Origin of the sequence: Planotetraspora mira (assembly GCF_016863275.1) — a bacterium.
GTDB classification, from domain to species: Bacteria; Actinomycetota; Actinomycetes; order Streptosporangiales; family Streptosporangiaceae; genus Planotetraspora; species Planotetraspora mira.
Genome location: NZ_BOOO01000038.1, coordinates 1 through 17,862 on the forward strand (window position 1 = coordinate 1; position 17,862 = coordinate 17,862).

General features: G+C 70.2%; 15 protein-coding genes. 8 read left to right on the forward strand and 7 right to left on the reverse strand.

Annotation, left to right across the window (positions count from 1 at the left end):
* Window positions 1–893: 893 nt before the first annotated feature.
* Both Pmi06nite_RS42235 and Pmi06nite_RS32025 read right to left on the reverse strand, forming a co-directional pair.
* Window positions 894–4,763, reverse strand: a complete 3,870-nt coding sequence (locus tag Pmi06nite_RS42235; RefSeq protein ID WP_239114342.1) for a DUF4153 domain-containing protein — start codon at window positions 4,761–4,763, stop codon at window positions 894–896.
* A 26-nt stretch (window positions 4,764–4,789) separates the two neighbouring features.
* The gene (locus Pmi06nite_RS32025) at window positions 4,790–5,479 is read right to left on the reverse strand and encodes a response regulator transcription factor (RefSeq protein ID WP_203956910.1); all 690 of its coding nucleotides are present in this window, start codon (window positions 5,477–5,479) and stop codon (window positions 4,790–4,792) included.
* Between the two features lie 143 nt (window positions 5,480–5,622).
* On the opposite strand from Pmi06nite_RS32025, the gene Pmi06nite_RS32030 reads away from it, so the two are divergent.
* Window positions 5,623–6,216, forward strand: coding sequence for a hemerythrin domain-containing protein (locus Pmi06nite_RS32030; protein WP_239114343.1), 594 nt, complete (start codon window positions 5,623–5,625; stop codon window positions 6,214–6,216).
* Here Pmi06nite_RS32030 and Pmi06nite_RS32035 read toward each other — a convergent pair.
* A complete protein-coding gene (locus tag Pmi06nite_RS32035) occupies window positions 6,152–7,168 on the reverse strand; it encodes a winged helix-turn-helix transcriptional regulator (protein WP_203956911.1) in 1,017 nt (338 codons plus the stop codon). The genes Pmi06nite_RS32030 and Pmi06nite_RS32035 overlap by 65 nt on opposite strands.
* Window positions 7,169–7,334: 166 nt before the next feature.
* Here Pmi06nite_RS32035 and Pmi06nite_RS42240 point away from each other — a divergent pair, with 166 nt between their 5' ends.
* Window positions 7,335–7,682, forward strand: coding sequence for a tail-anchor membrane protein (locus tag Pmi06nite_RS42240; protein ID WP_239114344.1), 348 nt, complete (start codon window positions 7,335–7,337; stop codon window positions 7,680–7,682).
* Between the two features lie 199 nt (window positions 7,683–7,881).
* On the opposite strand, the gene Pmi06nite_RS32045 is transcribed toward Pmi06nite_RS42240, so the two are convergent.
* Entirely contained in the window at window positions 7,882–8,199 is a 318-nt protein-coding gene (locus tag Pmi06nite_RS32045; protein ID WP_239114345.1) for a DUF3817 domain-containing protein, read from the reverse strand.
* A gap of 162 nt (window positions 8,200–8,361) precedes the next feature.
* Window positions 8,362–9,150 (reverse strand): SURF1 family protein, encoded by a 789-nt coding sequence (locus tag Pmi06nite_RS32050; protein ID WP_203956912.1) that lies wholly within the window; start codon window positions 9,148–9,150, stop codon window positions 8,362–8,364.
* Window positions 9,151–9,303: 153 nt separating this feature from the next.
* Here Pmi06nite_RS32050 and Pmi06nite_RS32055 point away from each other — a divergent pair, with 153 nt between their 5' ends.
* Window positions 9,304–9,474 carry a hypothetical protein gene (locus tag Pmi06nite_RS32055; protein ID WP_203956913.1) on the forward strand — a complete coding sequence of 57 codons (171 nt, stop codon included), beginning with the start codon at window positions 9,304–9,306 and terminating at the stop codon, window positions 9,472–9,474.
* 158 nt (window positions 9,475–9,632) lie between these two features.
* Window positions 9,633–11,105, forward strand: a complete 1,473-nt coding sequence (locus Pmi06nite_RS32060; RefSeq protein ID WP_203956914.1) for a flavin-containing monooxygenase — start codon at window positions 9,633–9,635, stop codon at window positions 11,103–11,105.
* Here Pmi06nite_RS32060 and ggt read toward each other — a convergent pair.
* Entirely contained in the window at window positions 11,077–12,897 is a 1,821-nt protein-coding gene (gene ggt / locus Pmi06nite_RS32065) for a gamma-glutamyltransferase (RefSeq protein WP_239114346.1), read from the reverse strand. The two genes, Pmi06nite_RS32060 and ggt, sit on opposite strands and share 29 nt — an antisense overlap.
* 167 nt (window positions 12,898–13,064) lie before the next feature.
* Between ggt and Pmi06nite_RS32070 the strand changes: the two genes are divergently transcribed.
* From Pmi06nite_RS32070 to Pmi06nite_RS32085, 4 genes are all read left to right on the forward strand, one after another.
* On the forward strand, window positions 13,065–14,219 hold the full coding sequence (locus Pmi06nite_RS32070; RefSeq protein WP_239114347.1) for a sensor histidine kinase: 1,155 nt from the start codon (window positions 13,065–13,067) through the stop codon (window positions 14,217–14,219).
* A complete protein-coding gene (locus tag Pmi06nite_RS32075; RefSeq protein WP_203956916.1) occupies window positions 14,216–14,878 on the forward strand; it encodes a response regulator transcription factor in 663 nt (220 codons plus the stop codon). The genes Pmi06nite_RS32070 and Pmi06nite_RS32075 overlap by 4 nt, the downstream gene beginning before the upstream one ends.
* 90 nt (window positions 14,879–14,968) lie before the next feature.
* The gene (locus Pmi06nite_RS32080; RefSeq protein WP_203885118.1) at window positions 14,969–15,169 is read left to right on the forward strand and encodes a hypothetical protein; all 201 of its coding nucleotides are present in this window, start codon (window positions 14,969–14,971) and stop codon (window positions 15,167–15,169) included.
* A gap of 133 nt (window positions 15,170–15,302) precedes the next feature.
* On the forward strand, window positions 15,303–16,697 hold the full coding sequence (locus Pmi06nite_RS32085) for a tetratricopeptide repeat protein (RefSeq protein WP_239114348.1): 1,395 nt from the start codon (window positions 15,303–15,305) through the stop codon (window positions 16,695–16,697).
* Window positions 16,698–16,743: 46 nt separating this feature from the next.
* Here the strand turns inward: Pmi06nite_RS32085 and ald are convergent, their stop codons facing one another.
* Window positions 16,744–17,859: an alanine dehydrogenase gene (gene ald, locus Pmi06nite_RS32090; RefSeq protein ID WP_203956918.1), complete on the reverse strand. Its 1,116-nt coding sequence runs from the start codon at window positions 17,857–17,859 to the stop codon at window positions 16,744–16,746.
* Window positions 17,860–17,862: the final 3 nt, after the last annotated feature.

Below are 17,862 nucleotides of genomic sequence, written 5' to 3' on the forward strand. Positions count from 1 at the left end.
GGCCACCAACCCCCACGACGACACCCCCGGCTCGGACACCGAGAAGCAAGGGTCGGAGACATCCGCTCCGCGGCCGGCCCCAGGCGGAGCATCGCCGTCGCCCGGTGCATCCGACCCGGAGTCGACAGGGGAGGCGCAACCCGCGTCAAAAGGCGCATCGTCGCCGGAGAAGGCCTCACCGGACGCATCGGAGGAGGCCTCACGTGACGACTGGCCGACCGCGGGCGAACTCTCAGCCCGGGTGGAAGGCAACACAGAGAACGGCAACCGGGAAAAGGCCCGCCGAGACGCCCCTGGCGCGGAAGACGGCACCTCCGAAGAACCCGACGGCGCCGAATTCGAGCAAGTGGAATCCGAGCGCGGAGAATTCAGGGGAGAAAACGGCACGGGTCCGGTCAATAGTGAATCCGATGGAGAGCGCCGCAAAGAATCCGGCTGCCGGGAGTCCAGCCCCAACACGTCGAGGGCCGAGGCGCCGTCGGACGGCCAGGACCCAGCCCGGGCCACCACCTCAGCCCACCAATCAGGGCCACAGGGCCTTTCCTCTGCCACGTTCACCATCTCCTCGAACAGATGTATGAATCATGGCATGGCCCTCAGCGAATTCGCTATTGTTTTCGAATCAGATTTTCAAGAACTTGCATCGCGATATATCCGGACATTCGACTCGGCCTATTGGCGGTTTCACACAAAGACGCCTTGCCCAACGGGCCCAATACAGGCCACTCGCGCAGACTCCGTGAATATGAATAGATCGACCATCGCCGCACATATGGCCAGCGCCGTCGACCCGACAAGAACGGGCACCCGCCAGAGCTCCGCGAGCCCCGACAGGTGCCAGTCCTCAACGCCCGCCCCCATCACCCCTACACGGGCTGCAGAGAGGCCGCTGCTCAATCAACGGTGCGCGGCACCCCTTCGGCGCAGGAGACGTTCGCCAGCGGTCGCTTGTCGAGCACGTCACGGGCCTTCTCCCTGGCCAGGTTCCACCCGTTCCAGGGATCCGGCCCAGTCAGGTCGTTGGCGGCCACCACATCGCGGAGCACGCAGCTACGGATGGGCTCCGGCAAACGATCCAGAGTCGGTACGGCTTCCGCCCCCAGATCTCCCAGATAGTCGTGATCGAGCCGGTAGACGCCCCGGACGGTCAACTGCGTCTCGGCGACCCGGACATCGGGGTTCCACACCGCGAACGCCAGCAGGCAGATCCCGGTCACCATGACGAGCGTGCGAGGCAACCATGCCGTTCCCCGGTTCGAGAGCCACACCGCTCCCGCGATCAGAACCAGCACGAACACAGCGGCGAGCCACCAGATCGTCGCCCCGACCGAGGCGCGCAGGCGGGTCCAGCCGTACGCGCCGGTGTAAAGACCGAGGCGATGCAGCGCGGAGGCGAGGATGACCAGGGTGAACGCGCACAGCAAGCCCAGCAGTACGGCGAGCAGTCGCTGGTCCTTGCGGCCCTTCGGCCCGAACAGGCCCACCGCGACCACGACGATCCCGAGCACGAAGACACTGACCGTCACGAGCTCGAAGAATCCCGACCTGGCGTACTCCGCGTACGTCAGCCCGGCCGTGGACAACACCCTGCGGTTGCCGCCGAACAACACGGTGAGCTGCACGGCCACGAAGGACGCGAACAGCAGATCGAGCCCGACCAGGGGGATGACCCAGACCGCCCGGCTGACGGATATTCGCAGGTCGGGGCCCGTCGGCTCGGCCACCGGACGCAGGGCCACCAGCACGGCCGCCGCCGCACCCACCGCGAACACGAAGAACAGGAAGATCCGGACCGGCAGGCTCGACGCCCAGTCGGGCGCCTGGAGCACCTGGCTCGCGAACGCGGAGAAGACCGCGTCGGCGGACACGAACAGCACACCGAAGACGAGGAGCAGCACCAGGGTGATTCCGATGCTCACCAGGAGCGGGACCACCCGTCTGTGCTTGACCAGCCGCTTGGCGGGCGCCTCCAGGAACCAGGGCAGCGGAAAGACCGCGAGGACGACCGACAGCCCGCCTCGAAGCGCACTCAGCCACCCTGCCCCCGCACCGGAGATGCCGAGCGCCGCGATGCAGAACGCCGCCGACAACAACGGCCATACGAGCCAGTCCGCGTCGCGGAACAGGGCTACCGACACCAACGCGTACGCCATGATCCCGAACGCCACGGTCCACGGCGTGATGCGCCGGCGACCTGTGGCGATGAGCGCCGGGAAGACGCCCGCTCCCAACGCGACGGCCGTGATCACCAGCCCCAGCCCCGTCGCCGCGTACGGCAGGGCAAGCGCGGCGACGAGGCCTACGGCGCCGGCGGCCAGGAGCAGCCACCGCGGCGCGTCAGGCAGCTGCGGCCGTGGGAACAAGGGGGGCGGCACGTAGGCGGGCGGCGGCGCGTTACGCGCGCCTCCCTGTGGCGGCGGACCGTATCCGGGCGGTGGTGGCCCGTGGTGCACTCCCCCGTGAGCGGGCGATCCATATCGGGGCGGCGGGTACGGCGCTCCTCCGTACGGATATGGCCCATACCCAGGTGACAAGTGGCGCGCGTCCTGTGCCGCCGCGGCCAGATCCGCGGCCTTGTCACCCCTCGGCTCAGCGGCACTCGGCTCGGCGGCACTCGGCACAGCGGCACTCGGCTCGGCGCGACGCAAGGCGGCGTCATGCAGGTCGGCATCCGTCGGCGCGGCGCCCCCTGACGCGTCTCTCCGCTCGGTTCCTCCCGGCCCGGCATCCCCCGACTCGCCGCCGCTCAGCTTGGCGGCACTCAGCTTGGCGTCACCCGGTTCGGTCGGCGTGGGCTCGCGGGTCCCCGCGCCGATAATCTCCGCGGTCACGCCGGTTTCCGGCTCGCCCGCCCCGGCCGTGACCGTTTCACCAACCCGGCCGGCATGCGCGCCGGCCGCCACCCCGGCCACCTCGCCGCTCTCTACGGCGGTAGCCGCGGTGGGCGCGGTGGGCACAGCTCGGCCCGTAATCCCGGTCCCCGCCCCTATCCCCGTCCCCGTCCCCGTCCCCGTCCCCGTTCTTGTCTCCGTCCCGGACCCGGTACCCCTCCCCGCCCCGGCGCCGCCCGGTAACGCGTCAGAATCGACCGCGTCGCCGTTCTCCGCGTCCTTCCCCGCGTCCTTCTCCCCGTTCTTCTCCGTCCCTTTCTCGCCGCCCGTCATCCCGGTCTTGGCCCCGCTCTCGATCTCGCCTGTCGGTGCGTCCGGCATCTCGCCCTCCATGTCTCCCCCCGCCCGTGCCTCGCGACCGGTGGCACCGGTCGCATGCGGTTCCGCCGTCCCCGTCGCGGCCCTCGCCTGAAGCCCCTCTGTCGGCACTCTCGCCGTCACACCGGTCTGCGCGACGGCCGCCACCACACGACTCCCACCCGGTGCTTGTGCCGGCCCCTCTGTCGGCACAAGCGTCGGCTCAGGCCCGGTCCCGAGCCCGGTCCCAGGTCCCGTCCCAGATCCGGGCTCAGATCTCGACTCAGATCTCGATTCGAAGCCCCACGTGGGCCTTCCCTTCGTCCCGTTCCCCCTGCCGTGGTCTCTGCCGGTGTCTCTACCGGGTTCCGGCGTCGCCGACGGCACGCCCACGAACCGGCCGGGAAGCACGACGACCATGCGACAGCCGCGCCCCCGGCGCTGCGGATCGGAAACCTGCGGATCGGAAACCTGAGAATCCGCAACCTGCGGTTCAGAGACCTGTGGACCGGAAACCGGTGAACCGGAATTCTGCGCATCAGAAACCCGCGCATCGGAAGCCGGTGAATCGGACCGCTGAGAATCGGACACCGCCCCGGCATCGCGGCCGGACTCCCCATCCGAATCCGGCTCGGCCGCGCGGATCGCGCCGCCATGAAGCTCGACGATCTCCTTGGTTATCGCGAGACCCAACCCCGCGCCTCCCGCGTCGGCCGCACGTCCGGCGTCCAGCCGGGAGAACCGCTCGAAGATCCGTGTGCGCTCCCCATCCGGGATGCCGGGCCCGCGGTCGATGACGCTGATCTCCAGATCGCTCCCCGACGACCGCGCCTCGAGCCGCACCGTCTCGCCTGGCGGGCTGTGCCGTACGGCGTTGTCGAGCAGGTTGGCCAGCACCTGGGCGAGCAGCGCGGGGTCGGCGAGGACGGCCGTTCCGTGCGGCACGTCGCTCTCGACCGTCACCCCTTCGCGCGCGAGACCGACCTCGTCCGCGGCCTGCCGGCACAACGACGCGAGGTCGAACACCTCCGCCTCCATCGGGCGGGCGCCCGAGTCGAGCCGGGAGAGATCGAGCAGTTGGGCGACCAGGCGCCCCAACCTCTGTGTCTGGGCGAGCGCCGTGCCGAGCGTGTCGATGTCAGGCTCGGACACCCCGTCGACGACGTTCTCCAGCACGGCCTGCAGCCCCGTGATCGGTGTCCGCAACTCGTGGCTGACGTTGGCCACCAGCTCACGCCGCTGCCTGTCCACCTCCCCGAGGTCGGCGGCCATCGCGTTGAACGCCCTGGCCAGCTCGCCCACCTCGTCCCGGGAGGTGGCCGACACCCGCATGCCGTACCTGCCCTTGGCGACCGTCTGCGCGGCGGCGGCCATCTCCCGCAGCGGCCTGGTCATCCCCATGGCGAGCAACTGCACCATGATCAGCGCGAGTACGGCGGCGATCGCGATGCGCACGCCGCGCGACAGCCCGGCGTTGATCCCGACCTCGTTGACGACGAAGGCCGTCACCACGGCGAGCACGATCACGATGCCGAGCTTCACCTTGATCCGGCCGAGAAAATCGAGGGGCCGCATGCCCCCACCTCCATCCCAGCGGGCGGTCATGGACGTACGAGCGCGTAGCCGACCCCGTGGACGGTACGGACGACGTCGGGGCCGAGCTTCCTCCGGAGCGCCCGGACATGGCTGTCCACGGTCCGTGTCGCGGCCCCCTCGGAGAATCCCCAGATGTCGGACAGCAGGCGCTCGCGCTCGAAGACCTGGCCCGGACGCTCCGCGAGCCGTCTGAGCAGGTCGAACTCGGTCCTGGTCAGCTGCGCCTCGACCCCTCTGACGAAGACCCTCCGTTCGGCGCTGTCGATCTCGACCTCGCCGACCCGGATGACGGCGTCCTCATGGGCGAGCATGCTGGCCCGCTCGACCCGGCGCAGCAGGGCGTCGATCCTGGCCACCAGTTCCCGCATGCTGAACGGCTTGGTCATGTAGTCGTCCGCGCCCACGCCCAGGCCGACGAGCACGTCGGTCTCCTCGCCAAGCGCGGTCAGCATGAGGACCGGCACCGGACGGGCCGCCTGCATCCGGCGGCAGACCTCCAGCCCGTTCAGCCCGGGCAGCAGCCGGTCGAGGACGACGACGTCGGGTTCCGCCTGCGCGTAGGCCGCGAGCGCCTCCTCCCCGTCGCTCGCGACGCGCACGTCGAAGCCTTCCGCGACCAACCGGATCCGTACGGCTCTCGCGATCGTCTCGTCGTCCTCGACCACGAGGACGCGACGCTGCTGGGGGATGGTCATGGCGAAAGCGTAGGACGCCACTGTGCACGAACTCCCTGCTGAAATGTGAAGATCCTGTGCAATCACTTCAGCCGACCTCTGGCGAGCCGATGGTTTCGGTCCCTAGTTACGGGTAGTCCGAATATGACCTGAAGGGGGCACGGATGGACCGCCAGACCACACCCGAGTTGATGCACGAGAACGATGTCATCGACTTGCTGATCCACCAGCACGGGCTCATCAGGAATCTGTTCGACGAGGTCGGCAGGAGTCAGGGGAAGGAGCGCCAGGAGGCGTTCAGCCGACTTGTCCGGCTGCTGGCCGTACATGAGACGGCGGAGGAGGAGATCGTTCATCCTTATGCGCGGCGCAAACTGATCGGCGGGGACACGATCGTGGACAACCGCCTGCACGAGGAGGAAGAGGCGAAGGAGATGCTCAGCCGCCTCGACGACATGGACGTGACGAAGCCGGAGTTCGCAGAGGAGCTGGAACGGCTCCGCGCGGCCGTCTTCGCACACGCGGCGGCCGAGGAGCGTTACGAGTTCTCCGAGCTCAAAGCCGCGACCACGGAGGCCGAGCGCCGGGCGATGGCCCTTGGCGTCAAGGCCGCCGAGGCCGTGGCCCCCACCCACCCGCACCCGGGCACCGAGTCGGCGATGAAGAACCTGATGCTCGGCGGGCCCGTCGCGATCATGGATCGTGTGCGAGACGTGATCCGTAAGGCGATGGGAAAGCCCGAGTCGGGCGAGAGCTGATCAGGACCGTCGGTGACCCGGCGGATACCAGGTCCGGCCCTGCGGAATCCGCAGGAACAGGTAGGAAGCGGACGTCGTGCCTGTGGAGCGGCCTGGTGCACACCGCACATGCGAGGACGGGCGCGAGCGCGGCGCCGCAGGGCCGGTGGGTGATCGTGAGCCCGGAGCCCGGCGGCGCCGTGAACTCTCGCTGGGCCCAGTGGACCAGGAACGCGAAGACCTCGAAGAAGGCCAGCCCCTTCTCGGTCAGCCGGTAGTCCCCGTCCGCCTGGCGAAGGACGCCCCGATCCACGAAACGGCGGAGCCGGTCGGTGAGCACCGACGGCGCTATCCCCAGCTCCGACTGGAACTCGACGAAGCGCCGTGTGCCGAGGAGCGCCGCCGCCAGGATCGCCGTGCTCCAGCGGTCACCGAGGATCTCCATCGATTCGGGGCGGTAGCCGAGCGTGTCGGTGCCCGAGTCCGCCCGCGACGCCCTGCGGCGCCTGCGCGGCGGCCCGATGCCGGCGAAGGTGGCGTGCGGCCCCCGCACCGTCTCGGTGTCCCGGGCGCTCATCGGCTCGCCACACTGCCCGCACGCCAGGTACGGCCTGGCCTCCCCGCCACAGGACTCATGGATCAGTGAGGGACACATCCCGCCGGTCCAGTCGCGCTCCCAGGAGTGGATCGCCATGAGCAGCGACCACGTACCGAGCCCCCGGGACGTGAGCCGGTATTCGTGCCGGGTCCGGCCCTCCCGATGGGCGACCGGCGTGAGCACGTCGTGACCGACCAGTTCCCTCAGCCGGGAGGCGAGGACGGAGTCGGCGATGGGCAGCATGTCGCGCCAGCCCGCGAACGTCCTGACACGGAGCATGAAGGCCCGCTGCAGGATCAGGAGCACCCACCGGTCGCCCAGGATCGCGAGAGCCTGCCCGATCGCGCTCCGCCCGCGCTCCGGGTCCTCTTCCACGATTCGGGTCCTCTTTCGCTCAGCGTGCCGTCCGGCTTCGCGCGCGGATTCCGCCTGGCTTGACGCCCGGCTTGATGCTCGGATTCCGTACGGCTCACGCTCGGATTCCGCGCGGCTCACGCTCGGATTCACGCTCGACGGCGTACAAGCCCCAGCCTGCCCGAGAGTGGGGCTTTCCGCGCGGGCGCCGGCCCAGCAGGCCGCTTCCCCCGTGGGTCCGGCCGGCGGCTGGAACTCGGGCGCGCTCCCGGACGTTCACGTTGCGACGAACTCCGGCAGCGGGGGGCTGCTGGACGCTCCGATAACGAAAGGCCCCACGATGTCGCCACTCGGCAAGTACTACGTTGGCGCGGGAATTGTGGCTGTGCTCGCCATCCTGCTTCCGCTGCCGTCTCTCCTGACCTGGCTGGTCGTCATCGTCGCCCTGGGCGCGCCGGTCGCGGGCTACTTCATGCTCGACGAGTCGCAGCGCGCCCGGCTGCGCAGGGTCCGCCGCCGCGGCATCGGCCGCTGACCCGGCGAACGTCGCCGAGGCGTCACAGCAAGACCGGTCGAAGCAAGACCGGTCGAAGCAAGAACAGCCACAGTTAGACCGGTCGAAGCAGGAACAGCTACAGCAAGACCCGGTCAACGCAAGAACGCCCGCGGTCCGGTGACCGCGGGCGAACAGCCGTGCTCGAGGAGACTCGACGAGTACGGCCGCGCTCTCCGCGTCAGGCGGTGGCGGTGATCAGCTTGCGGACGCGCTCGGTGACGCTGCGCTCCAGGACGAACGACAGGAACGGGATCGTCCCCGCGAGCAACACGAGCAACAGGTAGCCGATGGGCCAGCGGACCTTGAGCGCCAGGTTGAGTGCGCCCACCAGATAGATCATGTAAAGAAAGCCGTGGATCGGGCCGACGACGGCCACCATGGCGTCGTCGTCGAAGCCGTACTTGACGACCATGCCGACACAGAGCACGAGCAGCATCACGCCGACGACGTACGCCATGACACGGTAGAACTTGAGCGCGGATTCCACGTCGATCATTACCTCTGCTGGGAAACGGTCCTCACACGATATCCGTGCCCCCGGCCGGTCCGTCCGGCGGCGTGACCCGGAGCGGCCGGAAAGCCTCGGGCCTTGGTGGAATCCCCGGCATCCCCGGCATCCCCGGCATCACAGCCTGACGCCGTCACGGCCGAAAGGGGCTTACGAGCCGTCGGCCACCGGAGCGGCGGACCTGTGCCCCTCCGGCCGTCCGCTCCGTACGGCGTCCCGCACGAAGTGGAACCACATGAAGACGGCGAAGAGCGCGAAGATCCACCACTGGGCCGCGTAGGCCAGGTTGCGCCACGAGAAGCCGACGCCCTCCGTCGGCGGCGGCACCACGACCGCGCTGACACCCGCGGGCGGGGCCGGAGCGGTCGCGACGACGAATCCGTCCCGCAGACGCGTATCGGGCCAGACGTTGACGAGCTCGGCCGTCGAGACGGTCGCCACCTGGCCGTCGGGGAGCGGGCCACTGCGCTCCACCGCGTCCGTCTGCTCCGAGGGACGCAGTCGTCCTGCCACGGTCACCGGGCCCGCCGGCACGGCCGCCGCCGGATCGCCCGCCGACGGCACCCAGCCGCGGATGATCGGGATGGTCGTGCCGTCCGCCAGCCTCAGCGGCGTCAGCAGCCAGTATCCGGCGCCGCGCGCGGCCCTGCCGCCGACGGCGTCTACGTCGGGATGACGATCGGCGACGAGAAGCTGGCCACCGGCGTCGAATGTCCCCGTGGCCGTCACCCGGTGGTTCGCGACCTCGCCGGTCACGTGCCTGCCCACCTCGGCGAGCTTCGTGACGGTCACCGGCGCGGGATCGGGGGCGAGCTTGGGCGCGCCGGACGACTCGAAGACGCCGAGCTGCCATCGCCCCAGGAAGGTGAAGGAGATCAGCACCCCGATCACCAGCAGGTGCAGGGCCACCAGCCGGGGGGCGAACAGGGTACGGAGCATGACTCACACGCTATCCGCCGATGCGGGCGCCCCCGCACGTGGAGGTCCGCCGATTCCCGGCTCTGCGCCTCGATGGTGCGCCTCACTCGCATGCGAACGCAAATCCGACAATTCAGCATCCCGGACGTCCCAAGTGTCGCTAGAGTTTTCGCCATGTCAGAACCTCAGATGGACCCGGCGGGGAACACGCAGGCTTTCCGGGCCTTCGCGCAGAATCAGGACGCCGAGGCGACGCAGAAGCAGCCCTCACGCCTGCCGATCTTCATCGCCGTCGGCGTTGCGGTCGTCGTGGTGCTCGCCGTGGTGATCTACCTGGCAAGCTGACATCCCTTTTACTCGCCGCCGACGACCGCGCCCGTCGGCGGCTTGTTCATGCCCGGCTCGTTCACTGATCAGGTCTGGACCCGCCGACCCTCGGTGACTACTTTGGTCGATGAGTTCGTCAACTGGACTCAAAAGCCGCCCGTCGCCGGGGAGACCACATGCCACGTCCGGCCATCACGATCATCGGCTCGGGTTTCGCGGGCCTCTGCATGGCGATCAAGCTCAAAGAGGCCGGCTGGCACGACTTCGTGATTTTGGAGAAGGCGGACGACCTCGGCGGGACCTGGCGGGAGAACACCTATCCCGGATGCGCCTGCGACGTCCCCTCCCCCCTCTACTCCTTCTCCTTCGAACTCAACCCCGGCTGGTCGAGGCTGTTCTCCCCCCGCGAGGAGATCTGGGACTACCTCCGCACATGCGTCGACAGGTACGGCCTCGCCCCGCACATCCGGTACGGCAAGGCCGTCAGCATGCTGGAGTTCGACGACGAGCGGCAGAGGTGGCGGGTCTCGACGGCCGACGGAGAGTCCTTCGAGACCAACGCCGTCGTGTCGGGCATCGGCGCCCTGCACATCCCCTCGTTCCCCGAGATCCCCGGACGTGAGCGGTTCGCCGGTCCGGCCTTCCACTCGGCCGAGTGGGACCACTCCGTCGATCTGAACGGCAAGCGGGTGGCCGTCATCGGCACGGGCGCCTCGGCCGTCCAGTTCGTTCCGGTCGTCGCGGAGCAGGCCGCCCGGCTCCACGTCTTCCAGCGCACTCCCCCGTGGGTCCAGCCCAAGCCCGACCTCGCCGTGTCCGACCGCATGCGGCGGGCGCTGCGTGTTCCGGGGGCCGCGAGAGCCGTACGGAACTCGATCTACTGGCTGCTCGAGACCCGCGCCCTGGGCTTCACGGTGGATCCCGCCCTGATGAAGGTCCAGCAGCGGGTGGCCGAGCGGCATCTGGCCCGCCAGGTCGCCGACCCGGGGCTGCGCGCCAAGCTGACGCCCGACTACACGATCGGCTGCAAGCGCATCCTGCTGTCCAGCGACTACTATCCCGCCCTGACCAGGGACAACGTGGAGCTCGTCACCGACGGCATCAGGGAGATCAAAGAGCGGTCGGTCATCGACGCCACCGGAGCCGAGCACGAGGTGGACGTGATCGTCTACGGCACCGGGTTCAAGGTCGTCGACGCTCTCAACGACCAGCGGATCGTCGGCAGGAACGGCCTGAAGATCCAGGACGCCTGGCGGGACGGGGTCGAGGCCTACCTCGGCGTCAGCACCGCCGGTTTCCCCAACCTGTTCTTCCTCCTCGGGCCCAACACCGGTCTCGGCCACACCTCGGTCGTTTTCATGATCGAAGCCCAGGTCCGGTACGTCATGGACTGCCTGCGCCTGCTCTCCCGGACCGGAGCGAGGGCTCTGGACGTCCGGGAGGAGGCGCAGCGGACCTACAACGAACGGCTCCAGCGACGGCTCGACCGCCTCGTCTGGCACAAAGGCGGCTGCACGAGCTGGTATCTCGACGAGCACGGCAGGAACCGGGCAACCTGGCCGGGCTTCACCTTCGAGTACTGGGCGAGGACCCGGAAGGTGAAGCCCGAGGTCTACGAGCTCATCGGTCCTTCCCGGGCGAGGGGCTGAGCACCAGCGCGCTGCCCCCTCCCCGCCGCAGCGGCTCGGCCACCGCCTGGACCTTGCCGTGACCGAGGAACTCCAGACCGGTCGCCGCGCCGATCTCCCCCACCGGCGGACCGGGGACCAGGGAGAACGAGTGGCCGAGCGCGGTGAGCTGCGGGCCGTACCGGTCGATGAACGCCTGCTCGGCCTGCGTGGTCGGCGTGTTCCGCTGCGAGGCCCTGGGTGCGGCGATCGCCTGCGGCATGGTCATCCCGAAGTCGAACCGGTTGAGGAGGATCTGCAGCACGGTCGTGATGATCGTCGCTCCGCCCGGTGAGCCCACGGCCAGCAGCGGCCTGCCGTCCTTCAGCACGATCGTGGGGGCCATCGACGAGCGCGGCCGCTTGCCGGGCGCCGGAAGGTTGGGGTCGCCCGGCGCGGGGCCGAAGGTGAAGTCGGTCATCTCGTTGTTCAGCAGGATCCCGCGGCCCGGCACCACGATCCCGGCGCCGCCGGTCTGCTCGATCGTGATGTTGTAGGCGGCCACGTTCCCCCAGCGGTCGGTCACGACGAGGTGGGTCGTCTCCGGGCCTTCGGCCTTGTCCGGAGCGGCGGCGGGGCCGGTGGGCCCGGCGCCGGAGCAGCGTGCGTATGCGCCGTCGGGCGAGCCGGGCAGGGCGGGGTTCGCCATGGCCGTGGCGCCGATCAGGCAGGCCCGCTCCTTGGCGAAGGCGTCGGACAGCAGGCCGTCGAGCGGCACGTCCACGTACGCCGGGTCTCCCACGTAGGCGTTGCGGTCGGCGAAGGACAGACGCGAGGCCTCCAGGTATTCGTGCAACCCCACGCGCCGGCCGAGGCTCGGCACCGCTTCGAGGATGTTGAGCGCCTCCGCCACCGTCGAGCCGCCGGACGAGGGGGGCGCCATGCCGTACACGTCGAGGCCTCTGTAGGAGACCTTGGTGGGCCGTCGTTCGAGCGCGCGGTAGGCCTTCAGGTCGGCCAGCTCCATCAGGCCCTGCCTGACGACGCGGGTCGAGCCGGGGGTGACGGGCGGTTTCTTGACCGTCGCGACGATCTCGGCGCCGAGGCCCCCGCCGTACACCCAGGACGGGCCGCGCTTGGCCAGCTCGGTGTAGGTCCTGGCGAGGTCGGGGTTGCGGAAGACGGACCCGACCGGCGGCGGCTGTCCCCCGGGCAGGTAGAGGGCGGACGTGGTGGTGAAGTCGGCGAAACGGGCCGCGTTCTGCACGGTCTGGTCGTAGAACGTCTGGTCCACGACGAAGCCGTCCCTGGCCGTCTCGATCGCCGGGCGCAGCGCCTGGCCGAGGGACAGCGTGCCGAACCGGCGCAGCGCGAGATCCCACTGCGCGACGCTTCCGGGAACACCGACGGAAAGGCCGCTGGTGACGGCGTCCGCGAAGGGGATGCCCTCGAAGACGGACGAGGTCATCGCCTTCGGCGCGGTCTCCCTGCCGTCGATCGTGGTGACCCTCTTCGTCTTGGCGTCGTAGTAGACGATGAAGCCGCCGCCCGCGAGGCCGGCCGAGTACGGCTCGGTCACTCCGAGCGTGGCGGCCCCCGTGACGGCGGCGTCCATGGCGTTGCCGCCCTGTCTGAGCACGCCGAGCGCGGCCTTGCTGGCGTCCAGGTCCACGGTGGCGACGGCACCGCCGTACCCCTCGGCGACCGGCTTCTTGACGTCCTGCCAGGAGGTGGTCGTCTTCGGGGAGTGACGATTCCCCTCGGCCTGGGCGGGCGGCGCCACCAGGCCGATCAGCATGACCAGCCCCAGCGGGGCGACGACTGCGCTCCTCATGTGCGACCTCCACGACGTGGGCGATCACTCCAGCATGACTGACGGCGTCAGATGCTGTACGGAAATGTCCGCATCCGGACGTGGGCCCCGGCTACTCCTCCCGTCGTACGAGCCGGTGCCGCACGGGGAGGATGTGCTGGTCAACCGGATGGCCTAGCGTGCGTGATGTGTGTTCCGAGTCTCCGTGGCCCCGAAGGGTCGATCTCGCCCTGGCCGCCGTCGTCGGCGTGATCCAGGTCGGCGGGACGGCGGCCGCCCAGCACTGGCAGGTCTCGGTCGCCGATCTGGGCCGGGTCTCGCTGGACTGGCGGGGATACGCGCTGCTGCTCGTCGGTCCCCTGGCGATCACCGTCCGCCGCCGCCTCGTGGTGCCGGCGATGGTGGTCACCCTCGTCGCGACCTGCGTCTACCTCCTCTTCGACTTCTCCTACGGGCCGGTCTTCCTCAGCCCGGTCATCACCTTGTTCTCCGCGGTCGTGTCCGGGCGCCGGCGGGCCGCCTGGCTGGGAGCGGCCGCCTTCTTCCTGTTCATTGTGGTGTACGCCGGCTGGCTCATCCCGAACCCCCGCGGCTGGTTCCACGACACCGCGTTCGCGGCGTTCCTGCTGCTCACGATGACGGTCTCGGAGTTCGTCCGGATCCGGAGGGAGCGCCTCGCCGAGCGTGAGCGCGTGGCGCGGGAGGAGTCGAGGCGCCAGGCCAGCGAGGAGCGGCTGACCATGGCGCAGGAACTCCACGACGTGCTCGCGCACAACATCTCGCTGATCCACGTGCAGGCGGCCACCGCCCTGCACCTGCTCGACGAACATCCCGAGCAGGCACGCACGGCGCTCACCACGATCAAACAGGCGTCCAAGGACGTCCTCACCGAGATGCGCGGCGTCCTGAGCCTGCTCAGGGAGGGCGCGCCCCGCTCGCCGACGGCCGGGATGGATCGCCTGGACGAACTGGCCGAACGCAGCGGCCTCCCGGTCACGGTGGAGATCACCGGATCCGTCCGGCGGCTCCCCGCGGGGACCGACCGGGCCGGTTACCGGATCGTCCAGGAGTCACTGACGAACGTCTCCCGGCACGCCCCCGGCGCCAGCGTGACCGTCCGCGTCTCGTACGGTCCGGGCGAGTTCGGCATCGTCGTGGAGGACGACGGTGCTGGAGCGGCTCCCGCGATCTCCGGCCTCGGCAGCGGGAACGGCATCCCCGGCATGCGTGAGCGGGCCGCGGCGCTCGGCGGGTCGCTGAACGCCGCGCCCCTGCCCGGTGGGGGTTTCCGCGTGGAGGCCGTCCTTCCCCTGCCCGACGACCCGGCGATGGAGTCCACGTGATCAAGGTGCTGCTGGCGGACGACCAGGCTCTCGTACGGGCCGGCTTCCGTGCCCTGCTGGACGCGCAGGAGGGCATGACCGTCGTCGGTGAGGCCCCCGACGGGGCGGAGGCCGTGCGGCTGGCCCGGGAACTGCGGCCGGACGTGGTGCTGATGGACATCCGCATGCCGGGCATGGACGGTCTCACGGCGACCCGCCGCATCGGCGAGGACGCCGAGCTCGACGCCACGAAGATCATCATGTTGACCACGTTCGAGCTGGACGAGTACGTCTTCGAGGCCCTCCGAGGCGGGGCCAGCGGCTTCCTGGTCAAGGACACCGAGCCCGCCGAGCTGATCCAGGCCGTCCGGGTGGTGGCGTCGGGCGACGCGCTGCTGTCCCCCGGTGTCACCCGCCGGCTCATCGCGGAGTACGCCTCCAGGGCGAAGGAGCCCGGAGTCGGCCGCCGCCTCGACGTGCTCACCGATCGGGAGCGGGAGGTCCTGTCGCTGGTCGGCACCGGTATGACCAACGACGAGGTCGCGGGCACGCTCTTCATGTCGCCCGCCACGGCCAAGACCCACGTCAGCCGGGCGATGACCAAGCTCCACGCCCGGGACAGGGCCCAACTGGTCGTCATCGCCTACGAGTCCGGCCTGGTCAAGCCCGGCTGGCTCTGACTCGCGGGCGCCGGGGTGAGCGAAGTGTTACTGGTCGCCCTCGGACCGCCACGTTACGTTGCGGGAAAGCCCTGGTTCGAGGAGGACCGCGTGAAGTCCATCGCACGATTCTGCGGCAATTGCAGCTGTGGCTGCCCCGAGCTCTTCGTAGATCTATCGGCGCCGGCCGAGCGGCAGGTCGTGATCACCGACGACTTCGGGCAGCGGGTCGAGATGAGCCTCGACCAGTTCGGCTCGATCGTGGAGGCCGCGAAGTCAGGCACTCTCGACGACCTGGCCCTCGTCCACTGAGGGCCGTCCACGCCTGTCATCACAGGAGATGTCCAGCGGGCCCGCCGGGGCCCGTTGACAAAGGACTTCTTAATTACGCTCCGTAGCCACAACATCACGTGCCACCCTGACTCCCATGACAACACTGGGAGCTATGAAGGCAGCGGTCTCGTGGCCTGACGTCCCGGTCCCGCGCAGCCCGGAGCCCGCGGATCCCTTCGAGGCGAAGCTGCTCTCGACGGCCCGGGCGGGCGACCCGGATGCCGCGCACCGTCTCGGCCGCCTCTACGCCGAGCGCGGCGACCGGTCCGCCGCCCGGCACTGGTGGGAGCGGGCCGCCCGGATGGGCAACGTCGACAGCACGTTCAACCTGGGCCTGTGGCACCAGCGGCACGGCACGACGGAAGAGGCCGTGGGCTGGTTCGAACTGGCCGCCACGACCGGCGACGCCGAGGCCGCGATCTACCTGGCCACGCTGCTCCTGGAGCGCCGCGGCGACGTCGCGGGCGCCCGGAGCTGGTTCGAGCGGGCCGCCGCGGACGGCTCGTGCGTGGCGGCCCGGCGGCTGGCACTGCTCTGCGAGGACATGGGAGACACCCTCGGCTCACGCGACTGGCACCGCAGGGCGGCGATCGAGGGCGAGCTGGAGTCGGCCTACGACCTGGGCTTCCTCGGCTACTCGGCGGGCGACGAGAGCGAGGCCCGCCACTGGTGGGAGTACGCGGGACGTGCGGGTCACGCCGACGCGGCCTACCACCTCGGCCTGCTCCTGCACGCCGCCCGCGACCCCGAGGCCGCCGAGACGCTCTACCGGCTCGCCGCCTGGCAGAACCACCCCCGCGCGGCCTTCGCGCTCGGCGGCCTCTCGCTGGCCAAGCGCGATCTCCGTACGGCACGGGCCTGGTTCGAGCGGGCGGCGCACGCCGGTCGCGTCGACGGCCAGCGCATGGCGGGTTTCGTGTGCGTCGAGCTGGACGACCGTCCGGCGGCCGCCCACTGGTTCGCGCAGGCGGCGGCCGCGGGCGACGCGGAGGCGGCCTACAACTACGGCCTCCTGCTGGTCGCCGAGCACCAGGATCTGGACGGCGGCCGGCACTGGCTGGCCGAGGCCGCGACCGCCGGTCACCACAGGGCGGCCGCGGAGCTGCGCACGCTCCAGACCGTGACCGGCGGGCCCGACAGGCCGGATGACCGGCCGTACGAGGCGCAGGCCGCGAGCTGGGACCACCCGACGGAGCCCGAGCTGACCGCCCGGGCCGAGCTCGCGGTGGCCGCGGGCCGCCGCAGAGGCGACGCGGTGGCCGACACCGCGGATCTGATCGAGATCCTCGGCACGTGGGATCTCATCACGCGCGGGCTGGCCGAGCGGCACGACCCGGTCATGTGGCTGACCGAGACGAGTGGCCTGCACGCTCCCGCCGTCGAGCACCTCTGCTCGGTCCGGGCGACCCTGCTGAAGCCGGGCACGGCTCCGTGGCCGGCTCCGACCGAGGTCGAGCACGTCCTGATGACGGCCCGCGACCTGCGCAGGCGCCTCGGCCTGCGCTAGGTCGTGTCTGCGGGTTCAGACGGGCTCCGGCGGGTGCCGGGGCGGTTCAGGCGGCGAGGACGTCGGCGACCGGGGTGAACCCGACGCCGTGCGCGACGGCCACGGGCTCGTTCGTGAGCACACCCGCGTGGGTGTTGAGCCCGAGCTGGAGCGCGGCGTCGGCGCGCAGCGCCTCCCGCCACCCCCGGTCCGCCAGCTTGACGGCGTAGGGCAGCGTCGCGTTGGTCAGGGCGAAGGTGGAGGTGTTGGCCACCGAGCCCGGCATGTTGGCCACGCAGTAGAAGATCGAGTTGTGCACCGTGAAGGTGGGCTCGGCGTGCGTGGTCGGCCGCGAGTCCTCGAAGCAGCCGCCCTGGTCGATCGCGATGTCGACGAGCACCGAGCCCGGCTTCATGCGTGAAACCAGCTCGTTGGAGACCAGGGTCGGCGCCTTCGCGCCCGGGATGAGGACCGCGCCGATGACCAGGTCGGCCGCGAGCACGGCCTGCTCGAGGGCGTAGGCGGTGGACACGAGCGTCTTCAGGCGGCCCTGGTAGATCGCGTCGATGAACCGCAGCCGGTCGATGTTGACATCGAGGATCGTCACGTCGGCGCCCATGCCGACGGCGATCTGGGCCGCGTTGAGGCCGGAGACGCCGCCGCCGATGACGACGACCTTGGCCGGAGCCACTCCGGGGACGCCGCCCGGCAGGACACCGCGTCCGCCGTTGAAGCGCATCAGGTTGTACGCGCCGACCTGGGGCGCCAGACGGCCGGCGACCTCCGACATCGGGGCGAGGAGCGGCAGGGTGTTGCCCACCTGCACGGTCTCGTAGGCGATCGCGGTGGTCCCGGCCGACAGCAGCGCGTCGGTGCAGGGCCGCGAGGCGGCCAGGTGGAGATAGGTGAACAGCACGAGGTCGTCACGGAGCCTGCCGTACTCCTCGGCGATGGGCTCCTTGACCTTGAGCACCATCTCGGACTCGCCCCAGACCGCGTCGGCCGTGTCGAGGATCTTGGCACCGACCGCGAGGTACTCCTCGTCCGTGATGTGCGACCCGAGACCCGCGCCACGCTGAACGTGGACGTCGTGTCCGTGACGGACGAGTTCGTGTACACCCGCGGGGGTGGCGGCGACACGGTACTCGTGGTTCTTGACCTCGGCAGGCACGCCGATCTTCATGGG

What these genes read in the sequence shown, in the direction of transcription:
- ggt (WP_239114346.1), bottom strand. Translation starts at nt 12,897, where the DNA reads ATGAGGAGCGCAGTCGTCGCCCCGCTGGGGCTGGTCATGCTGATCGGC.
- Pmi06nite_RS32045 (WP_239114345.1), bottom strand. Translation starts at nt 8,199, where the DNA reads ATGATCGACGTGGAATCCGCGCTCAAGTTCTACCGTGTCATGGCGTAC.
- ald (WP_203956918.1), bottom strand. Translation starts at nt 17,859, where the DNA reads ATGAAGATCGGCGTGCCTGCCGAGGTCAAGAACCACGAGTACCGTGTC.
- Pmi06nite_RS32085 (WP_239114348.1), top strand. Translation starts at nt 15,303, where the DNA reads ATGAAGGCAGCGGTCTCGTGGCCTGACGTCCCGGTCCCGCGCAGCCCG.
- Pmi06nite_RS42235 (WP_239114342.1), bottom strand. Translation starts at nt 4,763, where the DNA reads ATGCGGCCCCTCGATTTTCTCGGCCGGATCAAGGTGAAGCTCGGCATC.
- Pmi06nite_RS32055 (WP_203956913.1), top strand. Translation starts at nt 9,304, where the DNA reads ATGTCAGAACCTCAGATGGACCCGGCGGGGAACACGCAGGCTTTCCGG.
- Pmi06nite_RS32030 (WP_239114343.1), top strand. Translation starts at nt 5,623, where the DNA reads ATGGACCGCCAGACCACACCCGAGTTGATGCACGAGAACGATGTCATC.
- Pmi06nite_RS32060 (WP_203956914.1), top strand. Translation starts at nt 9,633, where the DNA reads ATGCCACGTCCGGCCATCACGATCATCGGCTCGGGTTTCGCGGGCCTC.
- Pmi06nite_RS32025 (WP_203956910.1), bottom strand. Translation starts at nt 5,479, where the DNA reads ATGACCATCCCCCAGCAGCGTCGCGTCCTCGTGGTCGAGGACGACGAG.
- Pmi06nite_RS32050 (WP_203956912.1), bottom strand. Translation starts at nt 9,150, where the DNA reads ATGCTCCGTACCCTGTTCGCCCCCCGGCTGGTGGCCCTGCACCTGCTG.